General features: G+C 63.1%; 15 protein-coding genes and 1 pseudogene. 7 read left to right on the top strand and 9 right to left on the bottom strand.

The genetic code is table 11. The features are described from left to right. Positions 1 to 171: 171 nt before the first annotated feature. From H681_RS04345 to H681_RS04355, 3 genes are all read left to right on the top strand, one after another. On the top strand, positions 172 to 636 hold the full coding sequence (locus H681_RS04345) for a DUF4345 family protein (RefSeq protein WP_015475620.1): 465 nt from the start codon (positions 172 to 174) through the stop codon (positions 634 to 636). 166 nt (positions 637 to 802) lie between these two features. Continuing rightward, positions 803 to 1,153, top strand: a complete 351-nt coding sequence (locus H681_RS04350) for a hypothetical protein (protein WP_157883297.1) — start codon at positions 803 to 805, stop codon at positions 1,151 to 1,153. A 100-nt stretch (positions 1,154 to 1,253) separates the two neighbouring features. Beyond that, on the top strand, positions 1,254 to 1,556 hold the full coding sequence (locus tag H681_RS04355; protein WP_015475622.1) for a DUF1883 domain-containing protein: 303 nt from the start codon (positions 1,254 to 1,256) through the stop codon (positions 1,554 to 1,556). 3 nt (positions 1,557 to 1,559) lie between these two features. Here the strand turns inward: H681_RS04355 and H681_RS04360 are convergent, their stop codons facing one another. The 3 genes from H681_RS04360 to H681_RS04370 all read right to left on the bottom strand — a co-directional run bounded on the left by H681_RS04360 (position 1,560) and on the right by H681_RS04370 (position 4,713). After that, positions 1,560 to 2,057, bottom strand: coding sequence for a DUF4136 domain-containing protein (locus H681_RS04360; RefSeq protein ID WP_015475623.1), 498 nt, complete (start codon positions 2,055 to 2,057; stop codon positions 1,560 to 1,562). 89 nt (positions 2,058 to 2,146) lie between these two features. Further along, positions 2,147 to 3,232, bottom strand: coding sequence for a tRNA (uridine(54)-C5)-methyltransferase TrmA (trmA, locus tag H681_RS04365; protein ID WP_015475624.1), 1,086 nt, complete (start codon positions 3,230 to 3,232; stop codon positions 2,147 to 2,149). A gap of 185 nt (positions 3,233 to 3,417) precedes the next feature. Then, positions 3,418 to 4,713 (bottom strand): NCS2 family permease, encoded by a 1,296-nt coding sequence (locus H681_RS04370; protein WP_015475625.1) that lies wholly within the window; start codon positions 4,711 to 4,713, stop codon positions 3,418 to 3,420. A gap of 278 nt (positions 4,714 to 4,991) precedes the next feature. Between H681_RS04370 and H681_RS04375 the strand changes: the two genes are divergently transcribed. Beyond that, positions 4,992 to 5,483 carry a SecDF P1 head subdomain-containing protein gene (locus H681_RS04375; RefSeq protein ID WP_015475626.1) on the top strand — a complete coding sequence of 164 codons (492 nt, stop codon included), beginning with the start codon at positions 4,992 to 4,994 and terminating at the stop codon, positions 5,481 to 5,483. Positions 5,484 to 5,667: 184 nt separating this feature from the next. Here H681_RS04375 and glyA read toward each other — a convergent pair whose 3' ends face one another. Next, positions 5,668 to 6,921 carry a serine hydroxymethyltransferase gene (glyA, locus tag H681_RS04380; protein ID WP_015475627.1) on the bottom strand — a complete coding sequence of 418 codons (1,254 nt, stop codon included), beginning with the start codon at positions 6,919 to 6,921 and terminating at the stop codon, positions 5,668 to 5,670. A gap of 262 nt (positions 6,922 to 7,183) precedes the next feature. Continuing rightward, complete coding sequence (locus H681_RS04385; RefSeq protein WP_236620529.1) at positions 7,184 to 11,350, bottom strand: GGDEF and EAL domain-containing protein; 4,167 nt, start codon at positions 11,348 to 11,350, stop codon at positions 7,184 to 7,186. Between the two features lie 792 nt (positions 11,351 to 12,142). On the opposite strand from H681_RS04385, the pseudogene H681_RS04390 reads away from it, so the two are divergent. Then, positions 12,143 to 14,204, top strand: a pseudogene (locus H681_RS04390) (DEAD/DEAH box helicase family protein); the annotation flags it as partial. A 31-nt stretch (positions 14,205 to 14,235) separates the two neighbouring features. On the opposite strand, the gene H681_RS25625 reads toward H681_RS04390, so the two are convergent. Beyond that, a complete protein-coding gene (locus H681_RS25625) occupies positions 14,236 to 14,457 on the bottom strand; it encodes a helix-turn-helix domain-containing protein (protein ID WP_080636197.1) in 222 nt (73 codons plus the stop codon). 104 nt (positions 14,458 to 14,561) lie between these two features. On the opposite strand from H681_RS25625, the gene H681_RS04395 reads away from it, so the two are divergent. After that, positions 14,562 to 15,152 (top strand): hypothetical protein, encoded by a 591-nt coding sequence (locus H681_RS04395; protein WP_015475630.1) that lies wholly within the window; start codon positions 14,562 to 14,564, stop codon positions 15,150 to 15,152. Beyond that, positions 15,149 to 16,549, top strand: a complete 1,401-nt coding sequence (locus tag H681_RS04400) for a DEAD/DEAH box helicase (RefSeq protein ID WP_015475631.1) — start codon at positions 15,149 to 15,151, stop codon at positions 16,547 to 16,549. Before H681_RS04395 ends, H681_RS04400 begins: the two co-directional genes overlap by 4 nt. Positions 16,550 to 16,786: 237 nt before the next feature. On the opposite strand, the gene H681_RS04405 is transcribed toward H681_RS04400, so the two are convergent. The 3 genes from H681_RS04405 to H681_RS25630 form a co-directional block, all read right to left on the bottom strand. Further along, positions 16,787 to 17,956: an RES family NAD+ phosphorylase gene (locus H681_RS04405; protein ID WP_236620507.1), complete on the bottom strand. Its 1,170-nt coding sequence runs from the start codon at positions 17,954 to 17,956 to the stop codon at positions 16,787 to 16,789. A gap of 201 nt (positions 17,957 to 18,157) precedes the next feature. Beyond that, positions 18,158 to 19,075, bottom strand: coding sequence for a nucleotidyl transferase AbiEii/AbiGii toxin family protein (locus H681_RS04410; protein ID WP_015475633.1), 918 nt, complete (start codon positions 19,073 to 19,075; stop codon positions 18,158 to 18,160). Then, positions 19,072 to 19,686 carry a type IV toxin-antitoxin system AbiEi family antitoxin domain-containing protein gene (locus H681_RS25630; protein WP_015475634.1) on the bottom strand — a complete coding sequence of 205 codons (615 nt, stop codon included), beginning with the start codon at positions 19,684 to 19,686 and terminating at the stop codon, positions 19,072 to 19,074. Before H681_RS25630 ends, H681_RS04410 begins: the two co-directional genes overlap by 4 nt. Positions 19,687 to 19,720 lie beyond the last annotated feature (34 nt).

A 19,720-nucleotide genomic window follows, 5' to 3' on the forward strand; every position in this document is an offset into this window, starting at 1 on the left:
AGGATACTCCCGGCGGTGGGACCACCCCATCGACCAGCTGTATCCATATATGACGAGAGGCCAGAACTTGCCGCACCTTCCGGGGTCTCTAGCTGATCGGTGATGCGTCCGCGGCACTGGGTCGCAGGTGTGGACGCGCTGGAAATGGCTGTTCGGCCAAGGAGAAAGAGGATGCTCTTCGCCCGTCTCGTCCTGCTGGTCCAGGCCCTGGTATGGGGCGGCCTGGGGCTGCTCTATTGGATTCGTCCCTACGAAATGGCCAACCTCAGCGGCATGCTGCTGATGGAGCCGTCCTCGGTGAGCGATGCCCGGGTGTTCTACGGCGGGCACCAGTTCGCCCTCGCGCTGTTCCTGGTGTTCGCCCTGCGTCGCCGCCTGCTGGTGCGCCCGGCGCTGATCCTGGTGATCCTGGTGCAGTTGACCCTGACCCTGTCGCGCCTGCTGATTGCCTGGACCGAAGGCGGGATGGCGATGGACGCCCAGTTGGCCGGTGTCGTCTATCGCGGGGTGATTTCCGCGCTGTCGATCTTCGCCCTCTACTGGCTGGAGCGGCAGTCGCGGAACCGGGTGACGGCCAGTCCGGCAAAGGAGCCCGATGAACCGGAGGAGCGGCGCGCGGACTTCGAAGGGCTCTGAGCGCCGGCGCCAGGGTTGTTTTGACTCCGAGTGAAGTCATAAGGACTGCGGTGGATGAGGTCTTAATGACATCCTGTTTTCGTAACTAATTGTTTTTATTGGGTTCTTAAGTTGGCATGAAAGCTGGAATGGCTTGAGTGCTGTTTCATTGCCAACGGAGAGAACCATGAGTGTCATGCGTGTTGCGGTCGTGTTGTTCAGCGCGTTTTCCTGTGTCGCTGTACTGGCCGACGAGGTGGTTGCCGAGGTCCCTGACAATACCGTCGGCGGCGGTTTTGGCGCTGGCGCCGGGGTGTTGCTGGGCGGCGCGCTGGGCGGGCCGTTCGGGGCGCTGGTGGGAGCGGGGGTCGGTCTTTTCGGTGGTTCGGCGGCGCAGGAGGTCTCCGGCGGCAGTCAGACGTCCTACGTCGTCCGCGATGCCGCCGGGCATGAGCGGACCGTGCGCTCGCCCAATGCCGAATTCCACGTCGGCCAGCAGGTGGCGGTCAGCGGCGATCGCCTGCGTGCGCTGGACTGACTTCGGATGAGTGGCGGCGCTTCGCGGCATCGTCGCTGCGAGGCGCCTTGGCTCTCGTGCTATCGTATTGATTTTGCGGTAGAAGCAGCGTGGAGCCAGCATGAAGTTCGTACATCAACGTGAACACCTGAACGAAGGCGACCTGGTCGTCATCGAGTGCTCCATGACCTGCAACATCCGCCTGATGACCGATGCCGCCTTCCGCAGCTTCAAGAATGGCGGTCGCCACGTCTACCACGGCGGTGCGTTCGACCGCTTCCCGGCCAGGATCAAGGTGCCCAGCACCGGCTACTGGAACGTCACCATCGACACCGTGACCCGCCGCGCCATCAGCGTGACGCGCAAGGCCGACTTCAAGTACAGCATCAAGTTCGTCCGCAAGTCGCCATCCAACTACAGTTGATACTCAGCGTCCGACGTGCGCGGGGAAATCCTTCAGCAGTTGGGCGATGCCATCGTCGAATGCTTGCTGGCTCAGGGACGGATCGTGCAACTGGCGCGCCAGCTGGGCCTGGAACAGCACTTCGCCTGAGGCTTCGTCGAGAATCCGCAGGGCCAGCCGGGCCTGTTCGGAGTCGGCGATCTGCGTCTGGGTGACCACGCCGGCCGAGGTCGCGATGGGCCGCTGGATCACCCCCGTCTGGTTGTCCAGCCCGAGCATGTAGATCACCCGCAGGTCCCCCGCACGCTCCTGATAGCGATAGCCCTTGGCTTCCAGCGCCCGGCGTACGCCCAGGTCGAAGCGGTCTTCGAGGTCTTCGCGATGGCCCTGCGCGCGCACGGCCTGGATGAAGAAGGTGCTTTGCCGGCCGTTGGCGGCGGGGGAGACGCTGATGTTGGCGGGATCGCTGCCGGCGCAGGCGGCCAGCAGCAGGCAGAACAGGGGAAGGATCAGGCGGGACATGGACGTGCCTCTTGTCATTGTCCCGCAAGCGTAGCCGCCTGGCGCTGGCTCGCCGCCCAACCCTTGGTTGGGCGGCGGGTGAGCAGGCTTCAGCGTCGGGTCAGCAGGACGCCGGCTTCCATGTGGTGCGTATAGGGGAACTGGTCGAACAGCGCGCAGCGGCTCACCTGGTGGGTGTCGTGCAGCTGGGCGATGTTCTGCGCCAGGGTCTCCGGGTTGCAGGAGATGTACAGGATGTTGTCGAAGCGCCGGGTCAGCTCGCAGGTGTCCGGGTCCATGCCGGCGCGCGGCGGGTCGACGAACACGCTGCCGAACGCGTAGGACTTCAGGTCGACGTCGGCCAGACGGCGGAACGGGCGTACGTCATTCAGCGCCTGGGTCAGCTCCTCGGCGGAGAGGCGTACCAGGGTGACGTTGTCCACGGCGTTGTCGGCCAGGTTGGCCAGGGCGGCGTTCACCGAGGTCTTGCTGATCTCGGTGGCCAGCACCTTGCGCACGCGGGTCGCCAGCGGCAGGGTGAAGTTGCCGTTGCCGCAGTACAGCTCCAGCAGGTCGTCCTCGCGCTGGCCCAGGGCTTCGTACGCCCAGTTGAGCATCTTCTGGCAGACCTCGCCGTTGGGCTGGGTGAAGGCGCCCTCCGGCTGGCGGTAGCGGAAGGTGCGGCCGGCGACGGTCAGTTCTTCGCTCACGTAGTCACGGCCGACGACCAGGCGCTTGCCGCGCGAGCGGCCGACGATGCTCACGCCCAGCTCGGCGGCCAGCTTCTCGGCGGCGGCCTGCCAGGCCGCGTCCACCGGGCGGTGGTAGCACAGGGTGATCATGGCGTCGCCCGCCAGGGTGGTGAGGAACTCCACCTGGAACAGCTTGTGGCCCAGGGTCGGCTCGGCCCAGGCAGCCTTCAGGCGCGGCATCAGTTCGTTGATGCGCTGGCTGGCGATGGGGAATTCCTCGATCAGGATCGGCGTGTGCTTGTCGCCCTGCTCGAACATCGCGTAGTGGCGGGCTTCGCCCTCGCGCCACAGGCGGAACTCGGCGCGCAGGCGGTAATGCTCGCGGGGCGAATCGAACACCTCCGGCTCCGGCGCGGCGAAGGGCGCCAGCAGCTCGCGCAGGCGCGCGGCCTTTTCGGCCAGTTGGCTGTCGTATTGGGAGGGATCGAAACGCGGGCTGCTCATGGGGATAACTCTTCAAAGGGGCCCGGATTCGCTGGGCCGCTTTTCAATTAGGGACAACTCGAAACTATCGGGGCTCGCGAGCCAGGTCAGACAAGGCGCTAGGTCGATTCGAAAGCGGAGGGTAAATAAGCATTTCGGATTGACCTGGCAACGCAGTATGGCCGACGCGCAGCAGCCCCCTTCACTCAAGCGTTGAACCAGCCCAGCTTGATCACGAACAGAATCGATAGGATGACCAGCGCCGGGTTCAGCTCGCGGAAGCGGCCGGACAGCAGCTTGCAGGCGGTCCAGGTGATGAAGCCGAAGGCGATGCCGTTGGCGATGGAGAAGGTCAGCGGCATGGCCAGGGCGGTCACCACCACCGGAGCGGCGACGGTCAGGTCGTCCCAGTCGATCTCGGCGAGGCCCGAAGCCATCAGCACGGCGACGAAGAACAGTGCCGGTGCGGTGGCGAACGCCGGCACGTTGCCCGCCAGCGGGGCGAAGAACAGCGCCAGCAGGAACAGCACGGCGACCACGATGGCGGTCAGGCCGGTGCGGCCGCCAGCGGAAACGCCCGCCGCCGACTCGATGTAGCTGGTGGTGGTGGAGGTGCCCAGCAGCGAACCGACCATGGCGGCGGAGCTGTCGGCGATCAGGGCACGGCCCATCTTCGGCATGTGCCCGTCCTTGCCCATCAGGCCGGCGCGCTTGGCCACGCCGATCAGGGTGCCGGAGTTGTCGAACAGGTCGACGAAGAGGAAGGCGAAGATCACGCTGAACAGGCCGATGTCCAGCGCGCCCTTGATATCCAGCTGCAGGAAGGTCGGCGCCAGCGACGGCGGCATCGATACCACGCCACCGAACTGGGAGACGCCGATGGCGATGGAGATGAAGGTCACCGCCAGGATGCCGATCATCACCGCGCCGGTCACGCGACGGGCTTCCAGGGCGACGATCAGGATGAAGCCGAGGATCGCCAGCAGCGGCGCCGGCTTGGCCAGGTCGCCCATGCCCACCAGGGTGGCCTGGTTGGCGACGACGATGCCCGATTCCTTCAGCGCGATCAGCGCGAGGAACAGGCCGATGCCGGCGGCGATCGCCGAGCGCAGCGCCAGCGGGATGCTGTTGATGATCCACTCGCGGACACGGAAGATCGAAATGACGAAGAACATGCACGCGGAGAGAAACACCGCGCCGAGCGCCACCTGCCAGGTGTGGCCCATGTGCAGGACCACGGTGTAGGTGAAGAAGGCGTTCAGGCCCATGCCGGGCGCCAGGGCGATCGGGTAGTTGGCGATCAGGCCCATCACCGCCGAACCGATGGCGGCGGCCAGGCAGGTGGCGACGAAGATCGCACCCTTGTCCATGCCCGTCTCGCCGAGGATGCTCGGGTTGACGAAGAGGATGTAGGCCATCGTCAGGAAGGTGGTGATACCCGCCAGGATCTCGGTGCGCACGTTGGTATTGTGCGCCTTGAGTTGGAACAGCTTTTCCAGCATGTTTGGCTCCCCGTGACGCTGCTCGCGCCGTTGTCGTTCTGGCCGGGAAAAGCAAGGTGCATGCCCAGGTGGGCTGTGCGCCTTTTCTTGTGACCGGCAAAAGGCGCGCATGATACCAGCTCGTCCCGCGCCGGAGAATTTCTGACCGGACCGCCAGCATCCGTTCGTCTGCAAGCTTAGTCGCGGCTGCCGACCAAGGGAGTGCAACTTGTGCCACAACAGTGGTCTGACTCTCTATGACCCCGGCCTGACCGGCCCTTCCGCTTGATTCGCATTCGATGAAACGCTCTATACCGTTCCTTTTCGCATCGCTGCTGGCCGCTTGTGCCGGCGAACCGCCGACCATCCCGCAGCACAGTTTCGATGTCCACACCCTGGCCGAGCGCCCCTCGGCCAGCACTCGCACCCTGGCCGACCCGCAGGGCAAGGCGGTGCTGGTGACGACCCAGCCGACCCTGACCCAGCACGACGTGCAGCAGGCCCAGCTGGCCAGCGTTGCCGACGGCAAGCCTGCCGTGCAGGTGCAGTTCACCCCCGACGCCAGCCTGCGCCTCGCGCACCTGACCCGAGAGGCGCAGGGCAAGGCGCTGGCGGTGGTGATCGACGGGCAGTTGCGCCTGTTGCCGAAGGTCGACCACCCGCTGACCGATGGCCGCGTGCTGCTCCAGGGCTTCGCCAGCCAGGTGGAGGCCGAGACGCTGGTGCGCCGGCTCAACGAACTGCGTGATGTGCCGGTGCAGCCGGAGCAGAAGTCCGGCGGACAGCCATAGCGCTCCATAGAAAGGCAGGGTGGTGCTTCGTAGGAGCGAGCTTGCTCGCGAACCCCACAACCCGGTACCCAGCTGGAATCCGTTCGCGAGCAAGCTCGCTCCTACAGATCGGACCTGCCTCCTCGGTGTGGCGCCCATGAAAAAGCCCGGCATCTGCCGGGCTTTTTCGACTCGCGGTTCGGGCTTAGGCGCCGTACACCGGGAACTTGGCGCAGATGGCCTTGACCTTCTCGCGCACGCCGTCCACCACGGACTCGTCGCCCATGTTGGTCAGGATGTCGCAGATCCAGCCGGCCAGCTCGCGGCACTCGGCTTCCTTGAAGCCGCGGGTGGTCACGGCGGGGGTGCCGATGCGCAGGCCGGAGGTGACGAACGGGGAACGCGGATCGTTCGGCACGCTGTTCTTGTTCACGGTGATGAAGGCACGACCCAGGGCGGCGTCGGCGTCCTTACCGGTGATGTCCTGCTTGATCAGGGACAGCAGGAACAGGTGGTTCTGGGTACCGCCGGAAACCACGTCGAAGCCGCGCTCGATGAACACGCTGGCCATGGTCTGGGCGTTCTTCAGGACCTGCTGCTGGTAGGCCTTGAACTCGGGCTGCAGGGCCTCCTTGAAGCACACGGCCTTGGCGGCGATCACATGCTCCAGCGGGCCACCCTGGGCGCCCGGGAAGACGGCGGAGTTCAGCTTCTTCTCGATCTCTTCGTTCTTGCGAGCGAGGATCAGGCCGCCGCGCGGGCCGCGCAGGGTCTTGTGGGTGGTGGTGGTGACCACGTCGGCGAACGGTACCGGGTTCGGGTAGACGCCAGCGGCGACCAGACCGGCCACGTGGGCCATGTCGACGAACAGGTAGGCACCGACCTTGTCCGCGATGGCGCGGAAGCGGGCGAAGTCCAGCACCTGGGAGTAGGCGGAGAAGCCGGCGACGATCATCTTCGGCTTGTGCTCGACGGCCAGGCGCTCGACTTCGTCGTAGTCGATCAGGCCGGCGTCGGTGATGCCGTACTGAACGGCGTTGTACAGCTTGCCGGAGGAGGAGACGCTGGCGCCGTGGGTCAGGTGACCGCCGTGGGCCAGGCTCATGCCCAGGATGGTGTCACCGGCCGACAGCAGGGCCAGGTAGACGGCGGCGTTGGCCTGGGAGCCGGCGTGCGGCTGGACGTTGGCGTAGTCGGCGCCGAACAGTTGCTTGGCGCGGTCGATGGCGAGTTGCTCGACAACGTCGACGTACTCGCAACCACCGTAGTAGCGCTTGCCCGGGTAGCCTTCGGCGTACTTGTTGGTCAGCACCGAACCCTGGGCTTCCATCACCGCCGGGCTGGTGTAGTTCTCGGAGGCGATGAGCTCGATGTGCTCTTCCTGGCGCTGGGCTTCCTGCTCCATCGCGGCGAAGAGTTCGGCATCGTAGCGGGCGAGGGTCAAATCACGGCTGAACATGGCGGTCCTCTTAAGGATCGGGTGCTGGGGAAAGGCGCGCATTCTAACCCAAGGCGCCGGTGCTGGCACATGAAAGGCGGTCATGTGGCTGACAAGCGGGGTTCAAGGCCTGGAAGTGTGCGGAATTGCGAGCGGTTTGGCACCGACGGTGGGCCGGGTGTGTAGCGGACTCCGTCCGCGATGTGCCACCGGCCGGCTCGGAGCCGCCGGGAATTGATCACGGACGGAGACGCATAGCCAAGCATCGCGCGGGTGCGTGCGATCAGCCGAGCAGGAACAGCGCATTGCTGGCGAACAGCGCGGCGAACTGGCCGGCCGGCACCGGGCGGCCGAAGAGGAAGCCCTGCACCTCGTCGCAGCCGTGCTGGCGCAGGAACTCCAACTGCTCGTGGCTCTCCACGCCTTCGGCGATCACCATCAGGTTCAGGCTGTGGGCCATGGCGATGATGGCGCGGGCGATCTGCGCGTCCTGCTCGCCGTGGGGCAGGCCGTCGACGAAGCTGCGGTCGATCTTCAGCACGTCGATGGGGAACTGCTTGAGGTAGTTGAGCGAGGAGTAGCCGGTGCCGAAGTCGTCCACCGCGATGGCCAGGCCCAGGCGTTTCAGCCCGGAGAGGATCTGCATGGCCTGGGACACGTCGCTCATCAGGATGCTTTCGGTCAGCTCCAGCTCCAGGCAGGCCGGCGGGATGCCGGTGTCCTTGAGGATGCCGGCGATGCGCTCGCCGAGCTGGCCGTCGGCGAACTGCCGGGCGGAGAGGTTCACCGAAACCTTCGGCACCCGCACCTTGTCGCGGTGCCAGGCCTTGAGTTGCAGGCAGGCCTGTTCCAGCAGCCAGTCGCCGACCTGGGCCACCAGCCCGAGCTCTTCCAGGACCGGGACGAACTCCGCCGGCGGGATCAGCCCGCGCTTGGGGTGCTGCCAGCGCAGCAGGGCCTCGGCGCCGGTCAGGCGGCGGCCGTCGCCGGTGAACTGCGGCTGGTAATGCAGGATGAACTCCTCCTGCTCGATGGCGCGGCGCAGGTCGCTTTCCAGCTCCAGGCGCTCCAGGGCGCGGGCGTTCATCTCGGCCTGGTAGAACTGGAAGTTGTTCTTGCCCATCTCCTTGGCGTGGTACATCGCCGTGTCGGCGTTCTTCATCAGTTGGCTGAGCTCGGCGCCGTCCTGCGGCGAGAGCGCCACGCCGATGCTGGCGGTGACGAAGAATTCGCGGCCTTCGAGGGTGAAGGGGCGGGCCAGGCTGGCGAGGATCTGCTCGGCCACCTGGATCGCCTGGCGCAGTGCCCGTTCGCGGTCGGCCTGGCCGGGCAGCAGCAGGGTGAACTCGTCGCCGCCCATGCGCGCCACGGTGTCGTCGTCGCTGACGCAGTGGCTCAGGCGCTCGGCCACCTCCTTGAGCATGCGGTCGCCGGCGGCGTGGCCCAGGGAGTCGTTGATCGGCTTGAAGCGGTCGAGGTCGAGGAACATCAGCACCACCCACTGCTGGTGCCGTTCGGCCTGCAGCAGCGCGGTGTGCAGGCGGTCCTGGAACAGCGTGCGGTTGGGCAGGTGGGTCAGGGCGTCGTAGTAGGCCAGGCGGTGGATGCGCCGTTCGCTGGCCTTGCGCTCGCTGATGTCGCTGAAGAAGCAGACGAAACTGACCAGGTCGCCTTCCTCGTCGTGCACGGCGGTGATGCCGACCCAGGACGGGTACAGCTCGCCGTTCTTGCGCTTCTGCAGGATCTCGCCTTCCCAGCTGCCGCTCTTGCGCAGGCTGTCCAGCACATGCTTGAGCTGGTTGGCCTCCTGGCGGTCGGCGGTGAGCAGGCGCGGCAACTGGTCCAGCACTTCCTCGGCGCAGTAGCCGGTGAGGCGGCTGAAGGAGTCGTTGATCTGCACGATGTAGCCGGCCGGGTCGGTGACCATGATGGCTGCCGTGGAGTGCTCGAACACCGTGGCGGCCATGCGCATCTCGCGTTCGGCACGGCGCTGCTGGCTGATGTCGCGGGCGACGCCGAGCAGGCCCTCGAAGCAGCCGTGATCGTCCCACATCAGGGCGATGCGCAGTTCCACCGGAATCTTGTGGCCGTCGGCGTGTATGCAGTCGAGAGTGAACAACTGCGGCTCGGTGTTCTCGCGCAGCTCGGCGAGGCGCGTGGGCTCGCCGATGGCGTCGTGCAGCCGCTCCAGCAGCGCGGTGAGGCGTTCCAGCTGCGCCGGGTTGGCGGCCACTTGCTGGAAACCGTTCTGCCGCACCCATTCGGCGTTGTAGCCGAACACCTGCTGGATCGACGGGCTGACGTAGTTGAGCCTGACCTGGGCGTCGGTGGAGACGATCACGTCGCTGATACTCTCGGCCAGCATCCGATAGCGGCGCCCGCTCTCGCGCAGGGAGTTGTGTGCCTCGACGGTGCCGGTGATGTCCTTGGCCACGCCGATCAGCCGCGCCACGCGGCCAGCGGCGTCGCGGGTGAAGGCTTGTTCGCGGATGTCGAACCAGTGCCAGCTGCCGTCGCGGTGGCGCCAGCGCAACTGGCTGTCGAGCAGCAGGCCATCGCCCACCACTTGCTGCAGGTTGCGCACGCGCCAGTAGTACTCGGCGTCGTCCGGGTGCAGCACCTTTTCCCAGAAGCGCTCGCCCATCGCGCGCAGCTCGTCGCCGTTGTAGCCGAGCTGGTGGCCGAGGTTGTGGTTGCTGAAGATTACCCGGCGCGCGGCGATGTCGTGGATGTACAGGGTGTCGGGCACCGCGCGGACCGCGTCGGACCAGAACTTCTCGCGCTCGACCAGCGACAGTTCGACCTGCTTGCGCGAGGTGATGTCGGAGAGGCTCAGGGTGACGGCGTGGAAGTCCTGGATCATCTCCGGCACGCGCAGTTGCAGCCAGAGGTGGCGCTGCTCACCCTGGCGCGTGCGGATGCAGGCTTCCAGCTCGATCATGCCGTGGCCGGCCAGGACCGCGTCGAGCACCTTGCTGCGCACACCGTCCGGGCGCATACCGGCGCTGCCGAGGAGAATCTGCCAGGCCTGTTCGGTGGTGCTGATGCCCATCAGGCGCTTGGCGACGTTGTTGATCTCGGTGATGCGCACCTGGCGCAGCAGTTGGGGCAGGTGCTCGGGATGCGCGGCGATCCACGCCTGCAGATCGCTCTGCCGGCGCAGGTTGAGGTCCACCAGGCTCTGCCGCAGTGCCGACAGGTCGAGCACGCAGAGGGCGACGCCGACGCCGTCGAAGATGTCCTGGTAGCGCCGCCGCGTCTCTTCGAGGATGTGCAGCGCCTGCTGTTCCTCGGTGACGTCGCGCAGCACCCAGACCTGGTCGCCTTGCGGTGGATCGCCGCGCAGCAGCCACGGCAGGTCCGGGAGGTGGAGCGTGTCGTCCAGCGGACGCCGGCTGACCGCGAACAGGCGCGGCTGCCCCGTGTGGATGACCCGGACCAGCTCGGTGCCGCCGCTGTCCGGCAGGTTGGCGTCGCCATTGAGCTGTGCGCCCAGTCCCGGCAGGAGTTCCAGCAGGTGATGGTGGTGGGCCTGGTCGGCCTGGATGCCGAACAACTGCTCGGCCTGCGGATTGAGGTAGGCGAGGCGGCCGTCGGCGCGGGTCACCAGCACCCGTTCGTCGATGGCGCCCAGTGCCTGGGCGGCCTGGCGCAGGCGTTGCCGGGAGTCGGCGGTCAGCGCGCGCAGGTTCTGTTGCTCTCGTTGCAGGCGCAGCAGGGCGCCTCCGGTGACACCGGCGAGCAACAGCAGCAGCGCCAGTTCCCCGCTCAGGCGCGGCAGCAGCGCGGCGCGCACGCGCTGGACGTCGAACAGCGGGCGCAGTTGCCAGTCGGTGTTCTTGATCGGCAGCCCGTCGAGGCTCTGTGCCTGTTCCAGTGGCGAAGCGGCGCTGAGCGGGCCGGGGCGGGAACCGCTGGAGCGGCCCAGGACCTTCTTGCGCACCTGGTCTTCGAGGATCCACGGCGGCGTGTCGGGGCGAACCTGCGCGAGCCAGCCGCGGCGGGCGAGCTTCTCGTCCAGACGAATGATGCTGTCGCCTTCGCCGGGCGCAGTGGCCCGCAGCCAGACGTAGAACACGCCGCCCTTGTCTTCGCTGAAGGCGTAGTGATAGTCCTGCTGTCCGCCGCGCTGGCGCAGGGTGGCGATGGCGGCGGCATCCTTGAAGCCGATGGCGGAGTCGCTCCGGGCGCGGCCATTGCGCTCCAGGCGCACCAGGCTGTGGAAGGCGGGATAGATGCGACGCAGACAGATGAGCAGGGCAGGTTCGCCTTCGACGTCGCCACGCTCGTCGCGTTGCTGAAGCAGGGCCTGCGCGGCCAGCGCCTTCAGCTCGAGGGTCAGCGACATGCGCTGGGCCAGTTGCTCGCTGTGCAGCACCACGCGCTCGCGCTCGAAGCTCTCCTGGCTGCGGAACTCCTGGTACAGCCGCCAGAACAGCAGGCCGAGCATCAGCAGGACTAGCAGCAACAGGGCGGTCCGGGTTGCCACGCGGCCAGGCCTGGCCAGGGAGTCCGGGGAAGGGCGGGGTGTTGTAGACAAGGACCTGTTACCTGGCGGCGATACGGCGGGATTCGGCGCAGCTAGGATGCCCGGAAGCTGGGCGATGTGCCAGTATCGCCGACGAGCGTCGTTTGCCCTTCCTGGCCCATTCCGGTAGCTTTGCCGCACGCGCGCGGGTGAAATCACCGCGCCACGCCTAGCGCGAAGGCCCTGAACCGGCCCTCCGCGCCCGCCGGTGGGGGCACTCCACCGTATCCGGCCAGCAGCGCCGGCGATCCGGAACCTGCCGCAGTTCGTTCCGGCCCATTCCGATCACTTTTCATCCCAGAAGTCAGGTATCCATGGCTCAATAGGCTTCTCTACCCTATTAGGGTTTAGTCAGGTTTTGCGATCTGCGGTCTAGCCTGCATGTCCGCTGGCTTTCCAGCCCTCTTAGCATCATTCCCCTCTCAATCCTGTGTCAGCGCATGGATTTTTAGTTAGGTTTCGCTGGTTTTGGGTCAAGTTTAGGCTCCAAAACTTAACTTTTTGTAAGTGTTCCCGTGATCTCTTCCTGTCAGGTATCGCCAGCCGATTTCCTGTTGTGAGGCAGCAAATAAGGTTCTTCTTATAACAAGAAACTCATCATTTCTCAGGGCATCTACAAGCCCGGTTTCCGAAGACGCTATTGAGAAAATTCCAGCGGTGCAGGTGAAGTGATCACTGACGTCTAGGTTAGACTCGCGTCTTTGCGTGACTTTCAAGGGCGAGTACAACCCGCGTCTGGATCTGGTGCTGTTCGTCAACGGTATCCCCACCGCCACGCTGGAGCTGAAAAGCGAGTTCAAGCAGAGCGTGGAAAACGCCAAGCGCCAGTACCGCCAGGATCGCCCGGTCAAAGACCCGCTGACGCGCAAACCCGAGCCGCTGCTGACCTTCAAGCGTGGCGCGCTGGTGCACTTTGCCGTGAGCCAGGATGAAGTGGCGATGACCACCAAGCTGGCCGGCAAGGAGACCTTCTTTCTGCCGTTCAACCTCGGCAGTCTCGACGGCGGTGCTGGCAACCCGCCTGCGCCGGATGACAGCCATTACGTCACCGGCTACCTGTGGCAGCGTTTGTTCCAGCCTGATGCCTGGCTGAGGGTGCTGGGCCGCTTCCTGCACCTGCAGAAGAGCGGAAAAGAGGATGCCGATGGCGATCGCATCACCAAGGAAACCCTGATCTTCCCGCGCTACCACCAGTGGAAGTGGTCAACACGCTGATCGACACCACCCGCGCCGAAGGGCCGGGCAAGCGTTACCTGATCCAGCACAGCGCCGGCTCCGGCAAGTCCAACTCGATTGCCTGGACGGCTCACCAACTGGCCTCGCTCTACGATGCCGAGGGGCAACGGCTGTTCAACTCGGTGATCGTGATTACCGACCGCACCGTGCTGGACAAGCAGCTGCAGGACACCATCTACCAGTTCGAGCATGCCCAGGGCGTGGTCAAGTGCATCACCCGCGATATCGGCAACCAGAGCAAGTCCGAGCAGCTGGCCGAGGCGCTGGCCGAGCAGACGCGCATCATCATCGTCACCATCCAGACCTTCCCGGCGCTGTTCGATGCGCTGGACAAGCACCCCAAGCTGGCCAGCGGGCGCTATGCGGTGATCGCCGATGAAGCGCATTCCTCGCAGACCGGCTCATCGGCCAGCAAGCTGAAGCAGATTCTCGGCAGCGATGCCCCGGACGCCGAAGAGATCAGCGCCGAAGAACTGGACGCCGCCGTGGCTGCGCGTGCGCCCAACGAACGCATCAGCTACTACGCCTTTACCGCCACGCCCAAGCCCAAGACCCTGGAGCTGTTTGGCCGCCCGGCCAATCCGGCGTTGCCAGTGAGCGCCGACAACAAGCCTGAGGCGTTCCACCTGTACTCCATGCGCCAGGCCATCGAGGAGGGTATCTATCACTGGGAGGAGGTGGCTGCGTTCGCCATCGCTTTCTTCGACCCCAAGGCAACTGCCAGCAAGCTCAGCTACTACTGCGCGCCGGCTAAGGAGCGCTTTGCCAAGCGCTACAAGCTGGCCCAGGAATCACGCCAGCATGCGCTGGACTTCAAGCGTACCGCCGAACAAAACGGCGACAGCGCCGGTGTGAAGAAGGCCGAGGCGGCAATCAAGGAAGCCGGCGAGCAGGTTGATCAGCTCGATCTATTCAAGAAGAACTTGCAGAGCTTTGTCCGCCTGTACGAGTTCCTCTCGCAAATCATTCCCTATGAGGATCGAGAGCTGGAGCAACTGTGCGTGTACGCCAAGCACCTGCATCCGCTGCTCCGAGTGGATCGTCTGGAGCAGGAAGACGTTGACCTGGGCGAGTTGCAGCTGAGCCACTACCGCCTGAGTAAGCGGGCCGAGCATCAACTTCGGCTGAGCGAAGAGAAAGGCGACTATGGCCTTGACCCGGCCAGCGCGGTCGGCAGCGGCAAAGCCCATGATCCCGAGAAGAAGCGGTTGTCAGAGATTATCGAGGCGCTCAACGATATTTTCGGGGCAGAAGTCAGTGATGAAGACCAACTGCAATTCCTCACTGGTATGGCCAAACGCATCAGCCGCCAGGAGGATGTGATGGCCCAGGTAAACAACCACTCGGTTGAACAGGTGATGCATGGCCTGTTCCCCAAACGCGTTCTGGACACCGTGCTGGACGCCATGACCGACCACGAGAAGCTGTCGCTGGAAGTACTGGACAACGAGACCAAGAGCCGGGCGTTTGCATTGGTAATTTTGAAGATGCTGACGGCGGCTGGTGGTTGGGGCAAAGTAATAGTGGCTCTGCGGTCTGACCTTCTTGCGCGCCGGTATTACGTACTCGGGCTAAATTTCAGACGGCTTCGGCAAAAGACTTGAGGGGTCGCAGGCGAGCTCGCCTGCGATGCGGTAGAGCTTCTCGACGGTGATGTTGACCTCGCCACGCTCGATCCGCCCCATGTAGCTGCGGTCGATACTGCAGGCCAATGCTAGAGCATCCTGAGAAATCCGGCAGACCTTCCTCTGCGACCGGATGCGTTCCCCTAACGCTTTCGCCAAGTTGTCCATGACCGTCTCAATTTCACTTGAGGCGGCACTATCGTGCGTTTGCGGATGCGCCAGCCACGGATTATAATCCGCATTTCTGTCGCGTTAGCCCTTCTGGTTCCTCAATGAAAACGGCCTCGTTTACCTTCGACAGGCGTCTGTATGAGCTGCTTCAGGAGGAAGCGCGTGCAAGGTTCACGACTCGTGAACTGCGTGATGCCTACGCCAAGCGCCTGGATGGCGTGAATTTCCGTATCAGCGATGTGCGCCGCTATGTGTATGAGCAGATCCGCCGCATGCTGCGCATGGGCTGGGTTGTACATGATGAGGAGCGACGTTCGCGGGGACAGGTATACCGCCTGCAACCCAAGCCGGTCCATCTGCAGCTGGAGCTGATCGATGACGGGTTCGAGAAAAGTTTCAAAACTGCATCTGAGCCAACGCAGGAGTCGTCAGTGCAGGATCATGCGGCTGTACCGCTTGAGCCGTCATCCGACGCGGAGCAGCACTTGGAAGCGCTCCATAATGAGATCCGGTTGGACTTCCTGTCGTCGATGGGCGAGGCGGAGCGATACAAGCTGCTCCTGGGTGATATGCCGCATCTGCGTGACAAGGTCGAAGCCGAGTATCTGGAGGCTAGAGACCGCAGTTCCCGCCTGCTGGGACATCTCCGCGCTATCGAGAAGACACTCAAGACGCTTTCCGCTGCACGATGATCAGAGCGCTACGAGACTGGCAATTCAGCTGCATCAACCTGGCGTTGGAGCACTTTACCGTCACGCCAAACTTCTTCTGTCAGGCAACGCCGGGAGCCGGCAAGACGCGTATGGCGGCAGAGCTGGCCAGCAGACTGCTTGAGCAGGGCAAGATCGATCTGGTGTTGTGCTTTGCGCCATCCTGCCAGGTTGTTGAAGGCTTTCGCTCGACCTTTGCGGCGGTGCTCGGCAGGCGTCTGGATGGCCGGATAGGTGCAGTGGGAGCGGCGTTCACCTATCAGGCGATGGAATACCGAGATGAGGGGTTTTGGCAGCTTCTTGATGACTATCGAGTGCTCGTGGTCTTCGATGAAATTCACCACTGTGCTGGTCATGACCCGCTTCTCAGCAATGCCTGGGGGCAACAGATACTGCACCGGATACAAGACCGTGCAGCCTTCACCTTGGCACTCTCCGGTACACCCTGGCGTTCTGACGACAGGGCCATTGCCCTGGCGCGCTACTCGACACCCGAGGGGCAACTGATCTGCGACTACCGTTACGGCCTGAAAGAGGCCATTGCCGACGGCGTGTGCCGTTCCCCTCGTATTGTCCTGCTCGACAACCAGAAGGTGAAACTTACGGAAGAATTTGGTGCGGACAGCTCCGTGAGGCTTTTTCCCAGCATCGCCAAGCTGTTGGGGGAGTCACCTGTCACCTATGAGGAACTGCTGCGCCATGACGAGGTGATCAATCCAATTCTCGACCTTGGCTGCAGCAAGCTCAACGAGCTACGCCAGATCAAGCCTGATGCCGCCGGTTTGGTGGTGGCCACTGATATCGACCACGCCCAGCAAATAGCTGTGACTCTGGAAGCTATGGGTGAAGAGTGCCGCATCGTGACCAACAAAACCCCGGATGTGCAGCAGGTGATCAATGCATTCCGGAGCAGCGCCTCCCGCTGGATTGTCGCCGTGGGAATGATCAGCGAAGGCACCGACATTCCCCGCTTGCAAGTGTGCTGCTATCTCAGCCGTATCCGCACCGAACTGCATTACCGGCAAGTGCTGGGGCGGGTGCTGCGGCGCACAGGTGAATCGGATGACCAAGCATGGCTATTCATGCTGGCGGAACCGGCGCTTCAGGGTTTTGCGGAGCGAATTGCGGATGATCTGCCGGATGACCTTGCGGTTTTGAGTGATGTGCTCATGCCAGGTCTCACTGCAGGCTCCAGGCCTGAGTCAATTGGTGATTTTGACCACATCGAAGGCACCAATGGTGCTGACGTAGGCGACGCGGAATCGGGTATTGGGTCGCAGGCTGTGAACATCATTTCGCTGGTTGGTTTCGCAGCTGAGCCCGCTTATCAGGTCAGCTTTTCCCAGCATTACAGGCAGCAGTTGTTGGCTTGCTTTTGATGATGCTTAGCCAGTCGTGACCGCGGTGGATGGGAGTTTGTCGATCACATTTAGCAGAGATCGGCCAATAGCTGCCTGCTGGAACCGGCCGGAATCGACCCATGGCGGATCTCGCAAGTAGCTAAGAGTGGCTGGTCCGACCCCGTTTCAGGTAATACGCCGACAGCAACGGGGCCGGGTTCCGAGGTTCGTGAAGTAAGCGAACGGGGGTGACCAAGTCTCCCCCCCCCTCCTCACTCATTCGAAGTTCAGACCCAGGCGCTTACGGTTCAAGTCGCTCATGAACAGGTCGTAGATATGGCTGTACTCCTGGGCCTTAGTTTCAATCGCAGTGACCTTGTGGAACCGGATGGAGTCCGCCACGACGGCCAGTTTGGCCGGCGATCCAAATGGGTTTTCCGGTGGCACGGCCATCGGGACAGGATCGGTCGGAGGTACGTAGGAGAGTCGGCTGGCTTCGGGGAAGAGAACCACGTTGGTCCCTGCCTCGCCCGTTTGGACGGAGGGGAACACCAGGCCATCCACGTACTTGCCGAAACGCAGACGCAAGTACTCGAAGACCACCTGCGTCGACAAATAGCTCAACTCGTCATTGCGCGCCTTGGGCCGGGACATCTTCTTGACCAACGAGCCCAGGAACACTTTCCGATGCAGTGACTCGCGGAATCCCTCGTCCAGCAACGTGAGCGCCGGAGGCTCTACGCGGTCCAGCACGGTGAGGTCCAGAAGCTTCAGCTCGCCGATGGGTGTCAGGGCGGCACTGACCACATGGTCGCCGGTGATGGAGCGGATTTCGCTGAGGCACGTCTCTCGCTCCAATGCGCAATACAGGGCGGAGATGCCATTCGGGGTCATCCGTTGACTGCTGGCCAGGTGTTTTGGCGTGGGCCCGAACTGACCGGCGGGATTGCCGATGATTTCCTCTGCCTGCTTTTGGTTCTGGGCATGGCGTGCCCGGTAGAGCAACTCACCATGGGCGATGGTACGCACCACCTCCGGCTTGAGCTGGTTGCCTTCGGTCACCAGCACCGAAAAGACGGAATCGAGGAAATGGTCGGCTCCGGCATTGAAGTAGCGGTGCTTGTAGTGGACATCCTCAACGAACTTCTTCCAGCGGTCCTCGTAGAAGTTCTGCTCCAACGTGCCATCATCGTCGTAAAAGTGCGTTTCGTTCTCCGCGTCGTCCACCCTGAATTCAGGTGGAACGCCATCGCAGAGATCCGAAAAGTAGGGTTCGTTACCGAGTTCAAACCACTCCATGAGGACGATATCGATATCCGAAACGGCGATAAAGTCCGACCCGCAGTGATATAGCAAGCCGAGCTCGTAGTGGGACAGGTCGTCCTTGCGGGCAACATTCTCCGCGACGCGCTCGTAAACGTAGTCGAACAGATGCTTCGACTCCATCACGTGCCCATGTCGGCCGCAGTACTCGCAGTCACCCGCCGTCCCGTATGTGTCGAACAACTTTTTGAGTGGAGCTGGTGTCACGCAATCAACGCAAATCATAGGTGCTTCCTGACCTCGCTTTTCTTGGCCGTCTCAGGATACGGAACGGTCAGCTCTTTCACGCCTGGTCCTTTGCAATTGGTCAGCTGAAACCGTTGCTCAAAGCCATGACCTGCGATCAGGATCCCACAGACCTTGTGCGAACTCCTGGCGTTCGAAACTAGCTATCGCCGGACCGAAGAACTGGCGTAGCTCAGCTAGTAGATCCTCAAATGGTGGCAGCTGGTAGGTTGGCGGATTGCGGCGTAGGAAGCCTTGCCACAGCTCCCCGGCGGTCTCAGCAAAGGCCGGGGTTAGCCCCAAGGGGATGTCCGCCGGGACAGTTGCATCGCGGCGCTGAAAAGTTCCCGTGATCGCCCGGAGCAGGGTCGACAGGTCAACGGAGAAAGTACGGATGATGACCCAGATATCGTGGAAATCTTTTAGCCTGCTGTTGAGCCCACCGAAACGGACCATCGCCTCGAATTTCTCCGCGACCACAGTTTCTGGCGGATACATCAGGATGCGGGCTTGAGGCAGCCCTGGCAGGAGATTGGGAAAGTTTTGCGGTTCAGGTTCAGGGTACACATGATCACCAAAACCGATATCGACCTGCACGGGTATCCTTGCGGAGCCCATTTGCCCCTCCAGGCTGAGACAGATCCCTTGGTACCTGTCCCTCTCTCTCACTGGCTGAATAGACAGAGTGGTGGGATCGAAGGTAATACCGTCCTCTAGGACTTCTACCCGGCAGATTTTCCGAAACAGCTCAAGAATCGCATCCGGGCTGGGGTCTCCGTGGCCAAGTAGATCAATGTCCCTTGTTGGGCGATACACGTGCTCTGGCCAGGTCACGAACAGCATCGCGCCTTTGAGCACGTAGCCCGCTGCCTCGGGTGTTTGGCTAATGCGAAACAGCAACCGCTCCAGGGCATAGCGAGTTTGGATGTGTTGAAAACTGTCGCCTCGCTGTCTGGCCAAATTCAGCAGGCGGGCACTGATTGACGCTGCCGCGTTCTTAACGCCTTTTACGCTCATTGAAGGGCCCTTATGTAGGGAGCAATCCGTCCAGCCACGCGATTGATAGCTGCGTACCGCATCAAATCGCTGGGATTCGTTTTCTGCTTTTGAAGGGCGTCTTTCAGCGCCTCTATCGCTACGTCCTCACCCACATGCCGTCGGTGTTTGAAGCAATCCGCCACGGTTTTGGCTACACAGTAGATTGGTATTTCCACGCCTTCGACGCGGACATGCTCAATGCCGGCGGACATTACCTCGCCAGTGGCGCGCACGATTTCCAGTCGTAGTCCCTGAGGGGTAGGTGTCCTAGCTTTGTGGGGGATTGTCATCCAGACCGCGTGGGGGAGCTGGGTGGTGAGCTGGTGATAGTGGAGAGCGCTGATAAGGCTGATGACTCCATTGGGCACTCGGCGAGCTGCTTCGGCCAGATCGTGAGCGGCGTCCTCACCCAGGCGATTGGGGTCTTGGTAGAGCCCTCGGGCGAGGCGGAAAATATCGCCGGAGTCGCAGAGGCGTTTCAGGTAAACCAGAGGGATGCCGGCAGCGGTGAAATCGCGTGCGCGTACGATGCCCATATCCTGGACAAGGCGTAGGGCTCGCTCCCGATGAGTCATATCGTTTTCAGCCATTTGTTATCTATCGTAGGCAATTTATGTAGTTTGT

The organism is Pseudomonas sp. ATCC 13867 (assembly GCF_000349845.1).
In the GTDB taxonomy this organism is placed as follows: domain Bacteria; phylum Pseudomonadota; class Gammaproteobacteria; order Pseudomonadales; family Pseudomonadaceae; genus Pseudomonas.